A 15,877-nucleotide genomic window follows, 5' to 3' on the forward strand; every position below is an offset into this window, starting at 1 on the left:
GCGCCCGCCGAAGACGCCGCCGTCGAGGAGGCCCCGCGCCGCACCCGGCGCCGCGCCACCCGCAAGGCCACCGCGCCGGCCGGTGCCCCCCAGACCACCGACGAGACCACCGGCGAGGGCCAGGCGGCCGTCGCCGCGGAGCCCGCGCAGGCCGCTGAGCCCGCCGAGGCCCCTGTCGTCGAAGCCCCTGCCGAGGCGCCCGCCCAGGATGAGGCCGCCGAGGCCGCGCCCCGCCGTACTCGTCGCCGCGCCACCCGCAAGGTGAGCGCGCCCGCCGCCGAGGCCGAGACCGCCGCCGCTGCCGACGTGCCGGTCGAGGCCGCGTCCGCCGAGTCGGGCGATTCCGTGGCCGGGCCCGCCGCCGAGGCAGCCGCCGAAGCGCCGAAGCGCGGCCGTCGCCGTGCCGCCCGTAAGGCGGCGTCGATCTTCTCCGAGCCGCGGGGCGCCGGTCGCGCCGCCGCCGAGCAGGAGGGCGACGAGTCCGGCTCGCGGAAGCCGAAGCGGCCCTCGGTCGCCGTGTTCCAGCAGCCGGTGTTCACCGAGCCGATGTTCCAGACGCCCGAGCGCGCCGCCGCCGCGGCCGCCGCCGAAGCGGCCGAGGAGGTCGCCGAGGTGCCCGCCCCGGTCGAGGAGGAGCCCGCCGCCGGTGGCCGCCGTCGGCGCCGTCGCCGTGGCGAGCCCGCCGAGGTGACGCCGGCCGCCGAGCCGGTCGAGACGCCTGCCGCGCCCGCCGCCGAGGAGGAGTCCGCCGAGCGCGAGTCCGCAGAGCGCGAGTCCGCCGAAGGTGAGTCCGCCGAAGGTGAGTCCGCCGAAGGTGAAGACACCGACGAGCAGGGCGGCCGCCAGGGCCGTCGCCGCCGTCGCGGTGGCCGTCGCCGTCGTCGTGGCGAGGCCGCGGAGCAGGACCACGATGACGAGGGTGCCGAGAACGGAGACGAAGGCGCCGAGGACGTCGCCGCCGAGCAGGCGGAGCAGGACGCCGAGGACACCGCCGAGCAGGCCGAGGAGGACGCCGAGGACGAGCGTGCGGAGCGCGCCGAGTCCGGTGGTTCCTCCAGCAGCCGTCGCCGCCGTCGCCGTCGCCGTCGCGCCGGTGACTCGGGCACGGAGGGCGAGCCGGGCGCGGGCGACCCGGAGCGTACCGTCGTGAAGGTCCGCGAGCCGCGGCCCAAGAAGGAGACCGAGCCGTCCGACGAGGTGCAGTCCATCAAGGGCTCGACTCGTCTGGAGGCCAAGAAGCAGCGCCGCCGCGAGGGTCGTGAGCAGGGCCGCCGCCGCGTGCCGATCATCACCGAGGCCGAGTTCCTGGCCCGCCGCGAGGCGGTCAACCGGGAGATGATCGTCCGGCAGCACGGCGACCGCACCCAGATCGGTGTGCTCGAGGACAACATCCTCGTCGAGCACTACGTCAACAAGGAGCAGTCGACCTCGTACGTCGGCAACGTCTACCTGGGCAAGGTGCAGAACGTCCTGCCGTCGATGGAGGCCGCCTTCATCGACATCGGCAAGGGCCGCAACGCCGTGCTCTACGCGGGCGAGGTCAACTTCGAGGCGCTCGGCATGGCCAATGGGCCGCGCCGCATCGAGACCGCCCTGAAGTCCGGCCAGTCCGTGCTCGTTCAGGTCACCAAGGACCCGATCGGCCACAAGGGCGCCCGCCTGACCAGCCAGGTGTCGCTGCCCGGCCGGTACCTGGTGTACGTGCCCGAGGGCTCGATGACCGGAATCAGCCGCAAGCTGCCCGACACGGAGCGGGCGCGGCTGAAGACCATCCTCAAGAAGATCGTCCCCGAGGACGCGGGCGTCATCGTGCGCACCGCCGCCGAGGGCGCGAGCGAGGACGAGCTGCGCCGCGACGTCGAGCGTCTGCAGGCGCAGTGGGAGGACATCCAGAAGAAGTCGAAGCAGGCCTCGACGAGCTCGCCGAGCCTCCTGTACGGCGAGCCGGACATGACCGTCCGCGTCGTCCGTGACATCTTCAACGAGGACTTCTCAAAGGTCGTCGTCAGCGGTGACGAGGCCTGGGAGACCATCCACGGATACGTCAACCACGTCGCGCCCGACCTCGCGGACCGGCTGCAGAAGTGGACGTCCGAGGTCGACGTCTTCGCCACGTACCGGATCGACGAGCAGCTCGCCAAGGCGCTCGACCGCAAGGTGTGGCTGCCGTCCGGTGGCTCCCTGGTGATCGACAAGACCGAAGCCATGATCGTCATTGACGTCAACACCGGTAAGTTCACCGGTCAGGGCGGCAACCTCGAAGAGACCGTGACCAGGAACAACCTGGAGGCGGCCGAGGAGATCGTGCGCCAGCTGCGCCTTCGCGACCTGGGCGGCATCGTCGTCGTCGACTTCATCGACATGGTCCTGGAGTCCAACCGGGACCTGGTGATGCGGCGCCTGCTCGAGTGCCTGGGCCGGGACCGTACGAAGCACCAGGTCGCCGAGGTGACCTCGCTCGGCCTGGTGCAGATGACCCGTAAGCGGGTCGGGCAGGGGCTCCTGGAGTCCTTCTCGGAGACCTGCGTGCACTGCAATGGCCGTGGCGTGATCGTGCACATGGAGCAGCCGGCCTCCGCGGGTGGTGGCGGCAAGCGCGCCAAGAAGCGGGGCCGCAAGGACGGTCAGGAGCACGTCCACGAGGCGCCCGCCGCCGAGAAGGCGGAGGGCACCGAGGCCGAGACGGAGGCGGAGGTCGCCGCCGAGGCCGCGGCCCCGGCGAAGCTCGCCGAGCCCGAGTTCAAGCCGGACGAGGAGCTGTACAGCAGTGCCGCCGAGGCCGAGGCGGCCGCGTCCCGTGGCCGTACGCGGCGCCGGGCCACGCGCAAGGCGACGGCACCGGCCGGTGCGCCGAAGTCGGCGGAGCTGCCCGAGCAGGCCGAGGCCCCGTCCGTGAAGGGCGAGAAGGCAGCGAAGGCCGAGAAGCCGAAGAAGGGCGAGAAGGTCGAGAAGCCGAAGAAGGGCGGGCGCAAGGCGGCCGAGGAGGCTCAGGTCCAGGCCGAGCCCGCGGAGGTCGCTCAGGCGGCGGCTCCGGCTGCCGAGCCCGTGGCCGAGCCCGCTCCGGTCGCCGTCGAGGAGGCCGCGCCGAAGGGCCGTACGCGTCGCCGGGCCACGCGGAAGGCGACGGCGCCCGCCGGTTCGCCGAAGCCGGCCGAGGACGTGGCGGTGGCCGTGGTCGCGCCCGCCGTGGTGGAGCCTGCCGTGGTCGAGGCCCCGGCAGTCCAGCCGCAGCCCGAGCCGGAGGCCGTGCCGACCGAGGCCGCCGCTCCCGTCGAGGCCGCCCCCGCGCGGCCGCGGCGCCGTGCGGTGCGCAAGGCGTCGGCGCCGACCGCTTCGGCGGAGGCGGCCGTCGTGGTCGTCCCCGCGGAGCAGCCGGCCGAGCAGGCCGAGGCGGCACCGGCCGAGGGCAAGGCGCAGGCCGAGCCCGCGCCGGAGCCCGAGGCGGAAGCCGCACCGGCCAGGAAGGCGGCGAAGAAGACCACCGCCAAGGCCACCGCCAAGAAGGCCGCGGCCAAGAAGGCACCCGCCAAGAAGGCCGCCGCGAAGAAGACGACCGCGAAGAAGACCGCGGCGAAGAAGACGACGGCCAAGAAGACGGCCGCCAAGAAGACGGCGAAGAAGACCGCCGCGGCGGAGCAGCAGGCGCTGCCCTCCGTCTCGGCCTCCGCTTCGAACGACGAAGGCTGACGGGACGGCAGTACCGCCCGGCACCCGCCACGTCGACGCCCCCGCACCCGGTGAACCCGGGGCGGGGGCGCCGCCTTGTCCCGAGCCCGTTCCCGGGCCGACGACGACTCCGTGGACGATGCGTACCGGGCGCACTTCGACCGGCTGCGTGCGTCCGGGGCCGGTTTGACCCTTCCGGGTGGGCCCCGTAACCTTGACCGTCGGCGTGTCCATAGGCGCGCCGCACCCCTGTAAACCTTTCTCCTCCTGGATCTCTGTCCGGGAGCCCCTCGCGCCTCGTGCCGGGGGAGGCCGATCGTCTTCGCGAGCGGCTGGACTGCGGGGGTCCCGTTTCGAGTCGTAGAGAGTGAGATCCGCGTGTACGCCATCGTGCGCAGCGGTGGCCGCCAGCACAAGGTTGCTGTCGGTGACATCGTTGAGGTTGACAAGATTTCCACTGCCAATGTTGGCGACACGGTCGAGCTCTCGACCCTGCTGCTCGTCGACGGCGAGTCCGTGACCAGCGACCCGTGGGTTCTGGCCGGCATCAAGGTCCAGGCTGAGATCGTGGACCACCACAAGGGCGCGAAGATCGACATCCTTCGCTACAAGAACAAGACCGGCTACCGCCGTCGTCAGGGCCACCGCCAGCAGTACACGGCGATCAAGGTCACTGAGATCCCCACGGCTGCGAAGTAAGGGACTGAGGAGAGATGGCACACAAGAAGGGCGCATCGTCCACTCGGAACGGTCGCGATTCCAATGCTCAGCGGCTCGGCGTGAAGCGCTTCGGCGGTCAGGTCGTCAACGCCGGTGAGATCCTGGTCCGCCAGCGCGGCACCCACTTCCACCCGGGCAACGGCGTGGGCCGCGGCAAGGACGACACCCTGTTCGCGCTCGACGCGGGTTCGGTGGAGTTCGGTACGCACCGTGGCCGCAAGGTCGTGAACATCGTTCCGGTCGCCTGAACCGAGGCACCGTAGAGCGAGTTCTCTCGCGGTTTTTCCGAGGGCGGACCTCACTTTCCGTACGGCTTTCGTACGGGAAGCGGGTCCGCCCTCGGCGTGTTACTAGATAGACAGACCACCCGGGACAGACCACCCGGACAGATCACCCAGACAGAGAGACGGACAGGCAGCTCCGTCCGCTGGGCAGCACCCCCGCAGCATCCCCCTGGAGGCACCGAACCATGACCACCTTCGTGGACCGCGTCGAGCTGCACATCGCCGCGGGTAACGGAGGTCACGGCTGTGCCTCCGTACACCGGGAGAAGTTCAAGCCGCTCGGCGGCCCCGACGGCGGCAACGGCGGGCGGGGCGGCGACATCACGCTCGTCGTCGACCAGTCCGTGACCACCCTGCTCGACTACCACCACAGCCCGCACCGCAAGGCCACCAACGGCAAGCCCGGCGAGGGCGGCAACCGCTCCGGCAAGGACGGCCAGGACCTGGTCCTGCCCGTGCCGGACGGCACCGTGATCCTCGACAAGGAGGGCAACGTCCTCGCGGACCTCGTCGGCCAGGGCACCTCGTACGTCGCCGCGCAGGGCGGCCGGGGCGGGCTCGGCAACGCGGCCCTCGCCTCGGCCCGGCGCAAGGCCCCCGGCTTCGCGCTGCTCGGTGAGCCCGGCCGGACCGGTGACATCGTCCTGGAGCTGAAGACCGTCGCGGACGTGGCGCTCGTCGGCTACCCGAGTGCCGGCAAGTCCTCGCTGATCTCCGTGCTCTCCGCCGCGAAGCCGAAGATCGCGGACTACCCGTTCACCACGCTCGTGCCCAACCTCGGTGTGGTGACGGCCGGTTCGACCGTCTACACCATCGCGGACGTCCCCGGACTCATCCCCGGCGCCAGCCAGGGCAAGGGCCTCGGCCTGGAGTTCCTGCGGCACGTCGAGCGCTGCTCGGTCCTCGTGCACGTCCTCGACACGGCGACCCTTGAGTCCGAGCGCGACCCGGTCTCCGACCTGGACGTCATCGAGGCGGAGCTGAAGGAGTACGGCGCGGGCCTGGAGAACCGTCCCCGTCTCGTCGTCCTCAACAAGATCGACGTACCGGACGGCAAGGACCTCGCCGAGATGGTCCGGCCCGACCTGGAGGAGCGCGGCTACCGCGTCTTCGAGGTGTCCGCCGTCGCGCACACCGGGCTCAAGGAACTGTCGTTCGCGCTCGCCGAGTTGGTCGGCGCCGCGCGTGCCGCCAAGCCGAAGGAGGAGGCGACCCGGATCGTCATCCGCCCGCAGGCCGTGGACGACAGCGGCTTCAGCGTCGTACAGGAGGAGGACGGTCTCTTCCGGGTGCGGGGCGAGAAGCCGGAGCGCTGGGTGCGGCAGACCGACTTCAACAACGACGAGGCCGTGGGCTACCTCGCCGATCGGCTCGAACGCCTCGGTGTCGAGGCGGAGTTGATGAAGGCGGGCGCCCGCTCCGGCGACGGCGTCGCGATCGGCCCCGAGGAGGACGCGGTCGTCTTCGACTGGGAGCCGACGGTGGCCTCCGGCGCGGAGATGCTCGGCCGTCGTGGCGAGGACCACCGCTTCGAGGCGCCGCGTCCGGCCGCGCAGCGGCGGCGGGACAAGCAGGCCGAGCGGGACGAGGCGGAGCAGGAGTTCGACGAGTTCAAGCCGTTCTAGTCCGCTTACGTGACAGGGCGGCACCGGAGTTGTTCCGGTGCCGCCCTCTTTGCGTGCCGTAGGTCGGCGTTCAGTGCACTCGGCGCCGGGGTGGACTAGGCGTTGACCTCTTCCGCGTCCGCGTCCGCGTCCTCCTCCGCCGCCACGTCCGTCGTCGTGCGCTGGGCCGGGATCTCCGAGACCAGGCGGGCCTCCGCGCGGGCGCGGCGGGCGTCGGACTCGGCGCACAGGGCGCGGATCGCGTCGTTGAAGCGGTCGATGGACGGCGGGTCCGACGGGCCGAGCAGGTGCTCCTTGAGCTCGGCGCGGGACTCGGCGTACGGGTCCTGCTCCGGGTTGCGCACCGACTCCATGAGCGCGGGCACACCGTCCGCCTCGGGGGTGAGGATCGTGGCCGCGCGGACCGTCGGGAAGCCCGAGCGGAACTCCGCCTCGGACAGGCCCGAGGTGTTGGCGACCGCGTACGGCTTCTCGCTGCTCAGCCAGTCCGAGACCACCGAGGAGACATCGCTGACCAGCACGTCGGCCTGGTTGAAGCAGGAGAAGATCGCCGGGCGGGCGGTGGTGATGATCTGGTGCTCCCACTCGGGGAACGAGCCCCAGTACGCCGCCTCCCAGGCCGCCGTCGCCGCGACCACGGCCGCCTCGCGGTCATCGGCGGGCGCCGTCTGCAGCATCATGCGCTCCATCTCATCGGTTCCAGTACGGAACGACGACGAGGTCAGGGCGTCCAACTCGGCGGTGCGCAGGGCCAGTTCGCGGTCGGCCTCGGGGCCGGGGCGGGCCCCCGCGCGCTGGGCGTTGGCGTCGAGGATCATCGCCTTGATGCGCTCATTGGCGACGCCGGCGCGCGGGTCCTGCGAGCCCGTCATCGGGTGCGGCTTGTAGAGGAGCCGGACCTTCGGGTCGGCGAGCAGCTCGCGGACGATGTTCTCACCGGCGAGGACGACCGAGGTGTTGCCGGGGTTGCCGTCCCAGCCCTCCCACGTGGGGGCGTAGAGGACGGTGGTGAACTCGCCGGTGGGGGCGCCCGCGTACGGGCGGATGGGGGAGAGCTGCGGGCGGCCGACCTCCACGACGTCCTTGTCGTCCACGCCGATGTCCGCGAGCTGGTAGCGGTCGCGGGCGGCCGGTCCGGCGACCCAGACCTCGTCGTACGCCTTCGCGTACGGGTTGCAGGAGGAGAGCTTGTCGCTCTCGCCGTGGTTGATGAACGCGTGCTTCAGCGTGGGGATGCGCAGCACCTGCGAGGTCTTCGCGGCGTTCGCCGGGTGCAGCATCATCTTCAGCGTCGAGTCCTCCAGGGCGAACATGTTCGCGACCTTGGGGACGCACAGGATCGGCACGTCGGTGGCGTCGATCTTCTGCACCATGAAGCGCTCACGCAGCACGATCAGCGGCTTGCCGTCGACCTTGGCGAGCGTGGAGAGCCACATGTTCGCCTGGTACGCGGAGGTGGTGCCGCCGGAGAAGTACATGGCGACGGTCGGCTTGTACTCGGCCAGCCAGGCGGAGAGCCACTCCATGACCTTGGCGTCGTTCACGGCGCGCTTCTTCGGCAGCATCCAGGAAGCCAGGTACGCGGTGCCGCCGGCCATCAGGGCGAGCGAGACGCCGACGCCGATCGCGCCCGCGTACACGGTCCTGGTGAGCGCCGAGACCATCAGGCCGACCGTCGCGGGCGCCGAGAAGACGAGCAGGCGGTGGGCCTGGCGGCGGGCCAGGATGCGCGGCGGTGCGGCGCTCAGGCGCAGCGTCGACGCGTCGATGTTGCGCGTGACGATCGGCAGCTGGCGGCTGCGCCGGACCAGTACGGCCAGGGCCTGGCAGACGAAGTGCGCCAGGTAGAAGGCGAGCAGGGCGATGGTGAGCGGCGCCTGCTCGGCGAGCGGGTTGATGCCGGGCAGCCGGAGCAGGCCGACCACGATCAGCATGTCGCGAAGGAGCTGGCGCACCGTCACGTCGAAACGGATCTTGCCGAGCAGGGCGAGCAGACCCGGACGCTTGTACTGCAGATAGGTGTCGAGGGCCAGACCGCCGGCGCTCGCGACGATGAAGACGGGCAGGTTCGGCAGCAGAGCGCTGGCGAGTTGCGCCGTGAAGAGCGCGAACATCGTGCACAGCGTGAGCAGCTGCACGACGCGGCGGGGGGCGAGTCCGGCGGAGGGCACGGGCTGGGCTCCTGGCAAAGTTCGGATGGGGGGATGCGGTGAAAACGGCCCGTGGGGGAGGGCCGCGTGGGGAAGGCTGACCCCTGACCGTATGACCATCCGTGCTGCCCGGGCAATCTTCCGTGACAACTATCACCGGATACCGGGGCAAACCGACTGAACCCCCGAGGCGGGGCCGACCGTCCGGCCGGAACCCCCTCCCCCAAGCTCTCGGCTTCGCTCGAGCAGGGGGGACCCCCATCCGCCCGCGCCGACCACGGGTCGGAATGCGAAGGCGGCCGCCGCCGACTCTCACGTAGATTGCGGGAGCAGGGATCGTCACCGGCCGTGGGCAGTGGTTCGGCACTGGCCGTCGAACGTCGTCGGTAGGGCAGCAGGGGAACGCAGGTGTCAGGCGCAGCGTCAGGCGTAGCAAGGAAGAGCGTGGCCGAGGCCCGTCGCATCGTGGTGAAGGTGGGCTCCTCGTCGCTCACCACCGCGTCCGGCGGCCTGGACGCGGACCGGGTGGACGCCCTCGTGGACGTCCTCGCGAAGTCCCGCAGCGGCGGCGAGAAGGAGATCGTCCTGGTCTCCTCGGGTGCCATCGCCGCCGGGCTCGCCCCGCTCGGCCTGCGCCGCCGACCGCGCGACCTCGCCCGGCAGCAGGCCGCCGCCAGCGTCGGCCAGGGCCTGCTCGTCGCCCGCTACACCGCCTCGTTCGCGCGCTACGGCGTACGCGTCGGCCAAGTCCTGCTCACCAGCGACGACATGGCCCGCCGCGCCCACCACCGCAACGCCTCGCGCACCCTCGACCAGCTCCTCGCCATGGGCGCGCTGCCGGTCGTCAACGAGAACGACACGGTGGCGACGGACGAGATCCGCTTCGGCGACAACGACCGCCTCGCCGCCCTCGTCGCCCACCTGGTCCGCGCGGACCTGCTCGTCCTGCTGTCCGACGTGGACGGTCTGTACGACGGGGACCCGGCCAAGCCCGGCACCTCGCGCATCGAGGAGGTGCGCGGGCCCGCCGACATAGAGCACGTGCAGATCGGCAGCGCGGGCAAGGCGGGCGTCGGCACCGGCGGCATGGTCACCAAGGTGGAGGCGGCCCGGATCGCGGCCGCCGCCGGCATCCCCGTCGTCCTCACCTCCGCGGTGCACGCGGCCGACGCGCTCGCCGGGCGGGACACCGGCACCCACTTCCACAGCACGGGCCGCCGCTCCGCCGACCGCCTGCTCTGGCTGCAGCACGCCTCGACCCCGCAGGGCGCGCTCACTCTGGACGACGGCGCCGTGCGCGCGGTCACCGAGCGGCGTACGTCACTGCTGCCCGCCGGGATCCAGGCCGTCGAGGGCGAGTTCAGCGCGGGCGACCCGGTCGAGCTGCGGGACTCCGGGGGCCGCGCCATCGCCCGCGGCCTGGTCAACTTCGACGCCAAGGAGATCCCCCAGCTCATCGGCCGCTCCACCCGCGAGCTCGCCAAGGAGCTGGGCCCGGCGTACGAGCGGGAGGTCGTGCACCGGGACGACTTGGTGCTCCTGCACGGGTGAGCGCCCGGGTACGGCTCGTACGTTCGTAGGTCCCGTACGCGCGATACGCACAGTTCGAGCGCCGATCCGGCCGAAATGGCGCGCTCTGGGCGGGGACCTTCCGTAAAAACGCCACGCGAAGCGCCCCGGCCTGTTCAACTTTGCTGTGGGGCAATTGTTTGCGGGGCAGTGAGGCGGGCGGGGCAGGTCCGCACGACGAAGGCAGAGCAGGAGGCCGCCGGTGAGACGAGTGCGCCCTGGGGCGGCGTCCCGAGGCGGGGAGCGGGCCCTGACCAGCGTCAGGACGGGTGACCGCCCCGCCGACCCGGTCGAGCGGACCGAGCCGACCACTCAGCGGGCGGAGCAGGAGCGGCCGGCGCCCGCCGACGAGCCACGCCTGTGGCACGTGACCCTGAGCGTCTCGGGCCCCGCGACCCCGCTCCCGGACATCAGGCGGGCCCTCGAACAGCTGGCCCACGACCACCCCTTCCTGCTGACCAGCCGGTACGCGAACGACCACGCCGAGATCCGGTACTGGGAAGAGGCCCGCGACCTGCACGACGCCGCCGCGGTCGCCCTGCGCCTCTGGGGCGAGCACCGGCAGAGCGCGCAGCTGCCGCCGTGGGAGATCGTCGGCCTTGAGGTCATCGACCGGGACACGTACCACCAGCGCATCGCGGAAGGGTACGGTCCGCCGCCCGCGGCACCGGTGGGCGTCCACCCCTTCTGAGGCCTCGGTGAGGGGTGCACGCCTTCTGAGGCCTCGGTGAGGGGTGCACGGCACGGCTCACGGCAGGTTCCGGCCACGTCTCGGAGTACGGGACACCGTCTGGACGCCGCGAGCGCCCCCGTTACCCTGCGGGCATGACCTCGCTCTCCCCGTACGCCGACATGTCCCCGGTCGCCCAGGCCGCCTACCGCGCCCGCGCCGCGGCCGCCGACATCGCGCCGCTGCCACGGGCCGCCAAGGACGACGCGCTGCTCGCCATCGCCGACGCCCTTGAGGTGCGGACGAAGGACATCGTCGAGGCCAACGCCGAGGACATCGCCAAGGCCCGCGCCGCCGGCACCAGCGAGTCGATCGTCGACCGCCTCACCCTCACCCCGGAGCGCGTCCGCGCCATCGCCTCCGACGTACGGGACGTGGTCGCCCTGCCCGACCCGGTCGGCGAGGTCGTGCGCGGCTCGACCCTGCCCAACGGCATCGACCTGCGCCAGGTCCGCGTCCCCCTCGGCGTCGTCGGGATCATCTACGAGGCCCGCCCCAACGTCACCGTCGACGCCGCCGCCCTCTGCCTCAAGTCCGGCAACGCGGTGCTGCTCCGCGGCTCGTCCTCCGCGTACCACTCCAACACCGCGCTCGTCCGCGTCCTGCGCGACGCCGTCGGCGGAGCGGGCCTGCCGGCCGACGCCGTGCAGCTCGTACCGGGTGAATCCCGGGACTCCGTACGGGAGTTGATGCGCGCCCGCGGACTCGTCGACGTGCTCATCCCGCGCGGCGGCGCCTCCCTCATCAAGACCGTCGTGGAGGAGTCCACGGTCCCCGTCATCGAGACCGGCACCGGCAACTGCCACGTCTACGTGGACGCCCACGCCGACCTCGACATGGCCGTCGACATCCTGATCAACTCCAAGGCGCAGCGCCCCAGCGTCTGCAACGCCGCCGAGACCCTGCTCGTCCACGCGGACATCGCCGAGGCCTTCCTGCCGCGCGCCCTCGACGCCCTCGCGCAGGCCGGTGTGACCGTGCACGCCGACGAGCGGGTCCTCTCCTATGCCGACGAGTCCAAGGCCACCCTGGTGCCCGCGACGACTGAGGACTGGGAGGCCGAATACCTCTCGTACGACATCGCCGCCGCCGTCGTCGACTCCCTCGACAAGGCCGTCGAGCACATCCGGCTCTGGACCTCCGGGCACACCGAGGCCATCGTCACCACCTCGCAGCAGGCCGCCCGCCGGTTCACCCAGCTGGTCGACTCCACCACGGTCGCCGTGAACGCCTCGACGCGGTTCACCGACGGCGGCCAGTTCGGCTTCGGCGCCGAGATCGGCATCTCCACGCAGAAGCTGCACGCCCGCGGCCCGATGGGCCTGCCCGAGCTGACCTCGACGAAGTACATCGTCACCGGCGACGGCCACACCCGCTGAGCCGAACGGCGTACGCGTACGAAGCGGCGAATTCCCTTACGCCCTGCCCAAATTGACCCCCCAGGTCTACTCTGGACCCGTGCCGGAGGACGTGGGGGGCACGCCGTCTTCGGACGGCCGGGAGCCCGACGACGACCGCGACCACGGACGTGCGGACGACGAGTTCGCCGCCGTGGTCTTCGACGAGGACTTCGTCCGCTCCGCCCCCTTCCACGAGCCCAGCGCCGTCGAGCGCCTGCTCGCCGCGGCCGAGGCGCGGGCCGAGGCCGAACACCGCCGCCGCGGCCGCACCCGCCGCGAGCACGACCCGGACGATCCGAACGATCCGGACGACCCGGACGGCCTGTACCACGAGGACCGGGACGAGTACGAGCGTCTCGCCTTCGGCGACGGGTACGCGGACGAATTCGGTCACGATCCGGAGCGTGACGATCCGTATGACCCGTACGACCCGTACGACCCGTACGCCCCCTACGGGCGCGGCCGCCGACGCGGGCGGCGCGGGCACGCCGGGTGCGTCGAGCACGGGATCGCCGGATTCTGCGCGGACTGCGACGCGGACGGCTTCTCCGCCGGGCGCCGCGCTCCGGGCCGCTGGCACCGGCCCGTCGCCTGGGTGCTCGCCCTCGTCATGGGCATCGGCATGGTCGCTCTCGCGTTCACCGCCGTCTACCGCGGCAACGCGTCCCACCGCCAGGACCCCGTCCCGTCGCCCGCCACGAGCGGCGTCGACAGCAGCCCCTCCGTTCCGGTCGGCCCGTCCGTCCCGGCCGATCGCTCCGCGCCCGCTCTGCCCGTGCAGCCGCGGATGCCCTGACACAGGGCTGGGCGTACGGCCTGCGTACGCCCTGTGTATGTCCTGGTACGTCCATGCCGGTAAGTTCTGTGACCCTGCCGGAAGTTGACGCGTACCAGCGCGTTTACCCGAGGCGCCGGAGACCTACCCTGAAAGTATGGCCGGGCCTGGAGACCCACCTGAGGGCACACCCGAAGGCACACCAGAAGGCGTCCCCGGTGGAGGCGAGGAAGAGTACCGATCCGTCGTCTTCGACGAGTCGTTCGTACGCGCTGCCCGCCTCCAGGAGTTCTCCGCGCGCGAGCGCGTCGGCGAGCACACGCCCGCCGTGCGCCGCCGCCCCGCCGCTGCCGCCACCGCTTCCGGCTCGCTGTCCCGGCAGGCGCTGATCCTCGTCCTGCTGATCGCGGTCGCCTTCGCCACGGCGATCTTCATGGGCGTACGCAACCCGGCCCCGCCCCCTCGCCACCGGCCCGCCGACCCGCTGCGGACGACCGTCGTCCCCCTTGAGCCGCGCGGGCCCGTGCCCGGCGCGCAGGGCGTCGCCGAGCTGCTGTCCGGCAGTCCCGCCAAGCAGTTCAAGACCGGGGCCGCCGGGATCGGGCTGCCCGCGGAGCAGCGCACCGAGCACTTCTCCGACAGCCAGGTCCTCACCGCCCTGACCACCGCGAAGGACTACCTCGTGGCGTCCTCCCTCGACCCCGACGCGCTCACCGGGGGCGAGGTGCGCTCCGTGCGGATCCTGCTCGACCCGGACCAGCTGGACCAGTTCGACCGCAGCTTCGAGAGTCCCGCCGCCGACGGCCGCCATGCCGCCACCGGCTGGCTCGTCCGGTTCGACCCCGCCCGCACCGAGCTGGCTGACCCGCGCGTCCGCGTCCAGGGCAGGCTGCGCGCCACCGAGGTGAACTCCGAGCTCATCGACGTGACCTCCGAGCACACCTTCGTCTACGCCGTACGGCCCGTGGGCGGGGACGACGAGCGGGCCAGCCTCTTCACCGTCCGCCGCGAGCTGCACTTCCGCTTCGACCGCGAGGACCTCCAGCGCCAGCGCACCGAACTGCTCGCCGCGCACGTCCAGGCCGGACCGCTCTCCTGCTCCACCGATTCGGCCGACCGGCTGCGCCCCCTGCACGCCGGAGAGACGGCGAAGCCGGGCGGCCCCGCGGGCACCGACCCGTATGCGAGCGGGCCGCGCAGCGTGGCGTTGTGCGGATCACTGGCGGGGGCGGCCCAGCCTTCACCGTCTGACTCGGACCAGCCCTCACCGCGTGACTAGGCGCTACGGGCTGTTACCCGCGGCCCGGCGGGTCAGTCAGGGGCTGGTCAGGGGCAGGTCAGGGGCTGGTCAGCGGTTGTCGTCGCCATCGCGTTCGCCTCGGTCGTCCTCCTGGCCGCCTGCACCGCCTGCACCGCCTGCACCGCCCGCACCGCCCGCGGAGTCCGCTTCGCCCGTGCCGTTCTGTCCGGCGGCGCCGCCCGTTCCGCTCGTACCGGCGCTTCCGCCCGTGAACCTGTCCCGCAGCTTGCCGCCCAGGTCACCCGCGCCGCCCGCGATGTCCGAGACCAGCTTCATCAGCGGGTCCTTGGACGTACGGACATCACTGGCGTAGCTCGACGCGGACTGACGGAAGGAGTCGGAGACCGAGGTGTCCTTGTCCTCGTCACGCCTCGGGTAGTGGCCGTCCATGATCCGCTGGTAGTCACGGGTCTCGGACCAGAGCTTCAGCTCGGCCGCGCGGACCGTGGTGAAGGGGTGCGAGCGGGGCAGGACGTTCAGGATCTTCAGGACCGAGTCGCGCAGGTCGCCGCCCGCTTCGTACTCCTCGGCCTGGGCCAGGAACGCGTCCACGTTCATCTCGTGCAGGTGGTTGCCGCCCGCGATCTTCATCAGGCCGCGCATCGACGCCTGCAGATCCTGGCCGACGAGCAGGCCCGCGCGGTCCGCGGACAGCTCCGACTTGCGGAACCACTCGCGCAGCGCCGTCACGATCGCCATGATCGCGACGTTGCCCAGCGGGATCCACGCCACCTTCAGAGCGAGGTTGGTGAGGAACAGCAGGATCGTGCGGTACACCGAGTGGCCGGACAGGGCGTGCCCCGCCTCGTGGCCGACGACGGCGCGCATCTCCTCCTCGTCGAGCAGCTCCACCAGGCCGGTCGTGACGACGATGATCGGCTCGTCCAGACCGATGCACATCGCGTTCGGCTTGGGGTCCTGCGTGACGTACATCGGCGGGACCTTCTCCAGGTCCAGGATGTAACAGGCGTCGCGCAGCATGGTGTTGAGGTGCGCGAACTGGGCGTCGCTCACCCGCACCGAGTCCGACAGGAACAGCAGCCGCAGGCTGCGCTCCGGCAGCAGACCGCTGAGCGCCTTGAACACCGTGTCGAAACCGCTGAGCCGGCGCAGGGCCACCAGCGCCGAACGGTCCGCCGGGTGTTCGTACGCCCGCGAGGAGATCCCGGGGAAGCGTCGGCGCTGCCGGCCCGGGAGGTTCTCGTGGCGTCCGGAGTTCTCGGTCATGTGGCCCCCAAATTCTCTGCGGCTGGTCCCGCCCCCCAAGAACGTCCAGCCTATGCGCTTCGGTTCCGCCGCGGCGGGGTCACATCGATCCGTTTTTCCCGCGCGGGCTACGGTGGCCTGGCAGCACACCGAAGGAGTACGAGTCATGGAGTACGGCCACAGCGCCCTGCTGGCCGCCGCCGAGTTCGCCGAGTTCGCCGCGGAGGACCAGGGGCCGGGCAACACCCTGCGGATCGTCCTCGTCGCCTCCCTCGTCGGCGCCGCCCTGCTCGCCTGGCTGCTGCTCCGCGGCTACCGCAGGGACGCGGACGACGACGGCGACGACGCCTGAGCAAGACCCCCCGAACCTCCACCGGTCCCCGATGCCTGAGTCGGCGTGAGCGCCCGCGAGGTGCCCGCATACGATGTGCGGGAAGTCTCAAGCCCGCTCC

12 protein-coding genes are annotated in these 15,877 nt (G+C 71.9%); 10 read left to right on the forward strand and 2 right to left on the reverse strand.

The features are described from left to right. From QIT00_RS21055 to obgE, 4 genes are all read left to right on the forward strand, one after another. A partial coding sequence (locus QIT00_RS21055) for an Rne/Rng family ribonuclease (RefSeq protein ID WP_282536884.1) occupies positions 1-3,687 on the forward strand: 3,687 nt, incomplete at its 5' end. A gap of 357 nt (positions 3,688-4,044) precedes the next feature. Next, entirely contained in the window at positions 4,045-4,365 is a 321-nt protein-coding gene (gene rplU, locus QIT00_RS21060) for a 50S ribosomal protein L21 (protein ID WP_282515038.1), read from the forward strand. 14 nt (positions 4,366-4,379) lie between these two features. After that, complete coding sequence (gene rpmA / locus QIT00_RS21065; RefSeq protein ID WP_282515039.1) at positions 4,380-4,634, forward strand: 50S ribosomal protein L27; 255 nt, start codon at positions 4,380-4,382, stop codon at positions 4,632-4,634. Between the two features lie 221 nt (positions 4,635-4,855). Beyond that, positions 4,856-6,295, forward strand: a complete 1,440-nt coding sequence (obgE, locus tag QIT00_RS21070; protein ID WP_282536885.1) for a GTPase ObgE — start codon at positions 4,856-4,858, stop codon at positions 6,293-6,295. A 95-nt stretch (positions 6,296-6,390) separates the two neighbouring features. Here the strand turns inward: obgE and QIT00_RS21075 are convergent, their stop codons facing one another. Further along, complete coding sequence (locus QIT00_RS21075; RefSeq protein WP_282536886.1) at positions 6,391-8,466, reverse strand: hypothetical protein; 2,076 nt, start codon at positions 8,464-8,466, stop codon at positions 6,391-6,393. A gap of 423 nt (positions 8,467-8,889) precedes the next feature. On the opposite strand from QIT00_RS21075, the gene proB reads away from it, so the two are divergent. From proB to QIT00_RS21100, 5 genes are all read left to right on the forward strand, one after another. Further along, positions 8,890-9,996 carry a glutamate 5-kinase gene (proB, locus tag QIT00_RS21080; RefSeq protein ID WP_282536887.1) on the forward strand — a complete coding sequence of 369 codons (1,107 nt, stop codon included), beginning with the start codon at positions 8,890-8,892 and terminating at the stop codon, positions 9,994-9,996. Between the two features lie 220 nt (positions 9,997-10,216). Then, on the forward strand, positions 10,217-10,705 hold the full coding sequence (locus tag QIT00_RS21085) for a hypothetical protein (protein WP_282536888.1): 489 nt from the start codon (positions 10,217-10,219) through the stop codon (positions 10,703-10,705). Between the two features lie 134 nt (positions 10,706-10,839). Beyond that, positions 10,840-12,123 carry a glutamate-5-semialdehyde dehydrogenase gene (locus tag QIT00_RS21090; RefSeq protein ID WP_282536889.1) on the forward strand — a complete coding sequence of 428 codons (1,284 nt, stop codon included), beginning with the start codon at positions 10,840-10,842 and terminating at the stop codon, positions 12,121-12,123. A gap of 79 nt (positions 12,124-12,202) precedes the next feature. After that, positions 12,203-12,940: an SCO2584 family spore wall biosynthesis protein gene (locus tag QIT00_RS21095; RefSeq protein ID WP_282536890.1), complete on the forward strand. Its 738-nt coding sequence runs from the start codon at positions 12,203-12,205 to the stop codon at positions 12,938-12,940. Positions 12,941-13,076: 136 nt separating this feature from the next. Beyond that, positions 13,077-14,198, forward strand: coding sequence for an SCO2583 family membrane protein (locus QIT00_RS21100; RefSeq protein WP_282536891.1), 1,122 nt, complete (start codon positions 13,077-13,079; stop codon positions 14,196-14,198). 69 nt (positions 14,199-14,267) lie between these two features. Here QIT00_RS21100 and QIT00_RS21105 read toward each other — a convergent pair whose 3' ends face one another. Further along, positions 14,268-15,446, reverse strand: coding sequence for a M48 family metallopeptidase (locus QIT00_RS21105; protein WP_282536892.1), 1,179 nt, complete (start codon positions 15,444-15,446; stop codon positions 14,268-14,270). Between the two features lie 145 nt (positions 15,447-15,591). On the opposite strand from QIT00_RS21105, the gene QIT00_RS21110 reads away from it, so the two are divergent. Next, positions 15,592-15,777 carry a hypothetical protein gene (locus QIT00_RS21110; protein ID WP_282536893.1) on the forward strand — a complete coding sequence of 62 codons (186 nt, stop codon included), beginning with the start codon at positions 15,592-15,594 and terminating at the stop codon, positions 15,775-15,777. The last annotated feature ends 100 nt before the right edge of the window (positions 15,778-15,877 follow it).

This window comes from Streptomyces luteolus (assembly GCF_029968015.1).
Taxonomy (GTDB): Bacteria; Actinomycetota; Actinomycetes; order Streptomycetales; family Streptomycetaceae; genus Streptomyces; species Streptomyces luteolus.

Excerpts from the sequence above, each read along its gene's own strand:
- rpmA (WP_282515039.1), top strand. The coding sequence starts at position 4,380 with ATGGCACACAAGAAGGGCGCATCGTCCACTCGGAACGGTCGCGATTCC.
- QIT00_RS21110 (WP_282536893.1), top strand. The coding sequence starts at position 15,592 with ATGGAGTACGGCCACAGCGCCCTGCTGGCCGCCGCCGAGTTCGCCGAG.
- QIT00_RS21105 (WP_282536892.1), bottom strand. The coding sequence starts at position 15,446 with ATGACCGAGAACTCCGGACGCCACGAGAACCTCCCGGGCCGGCAGCGC.
- QIT00_RS21100 (WP_282536891.1), top strand. The coding sequence starts at position 13,077 with ATGGCCGGGCCTGGAGACCCACCTGAGGGCACACCCGAAGGCACACCA.
- obgE (WP_282536885.1), top strand. The coding sequence starts at position 4,856 with ATGACCACCTTCGTGGACCGCGTCGAGCTGCACATCGCCGCGGGTAAC.
- QIT00_RS21090 (WP_282536889.1), top strand. The coding sequence starts at position 10,840 with ATGACCTCGCTCTCCCCGTACGCCGACATGTCCCCGGTCGCCCAGGCC.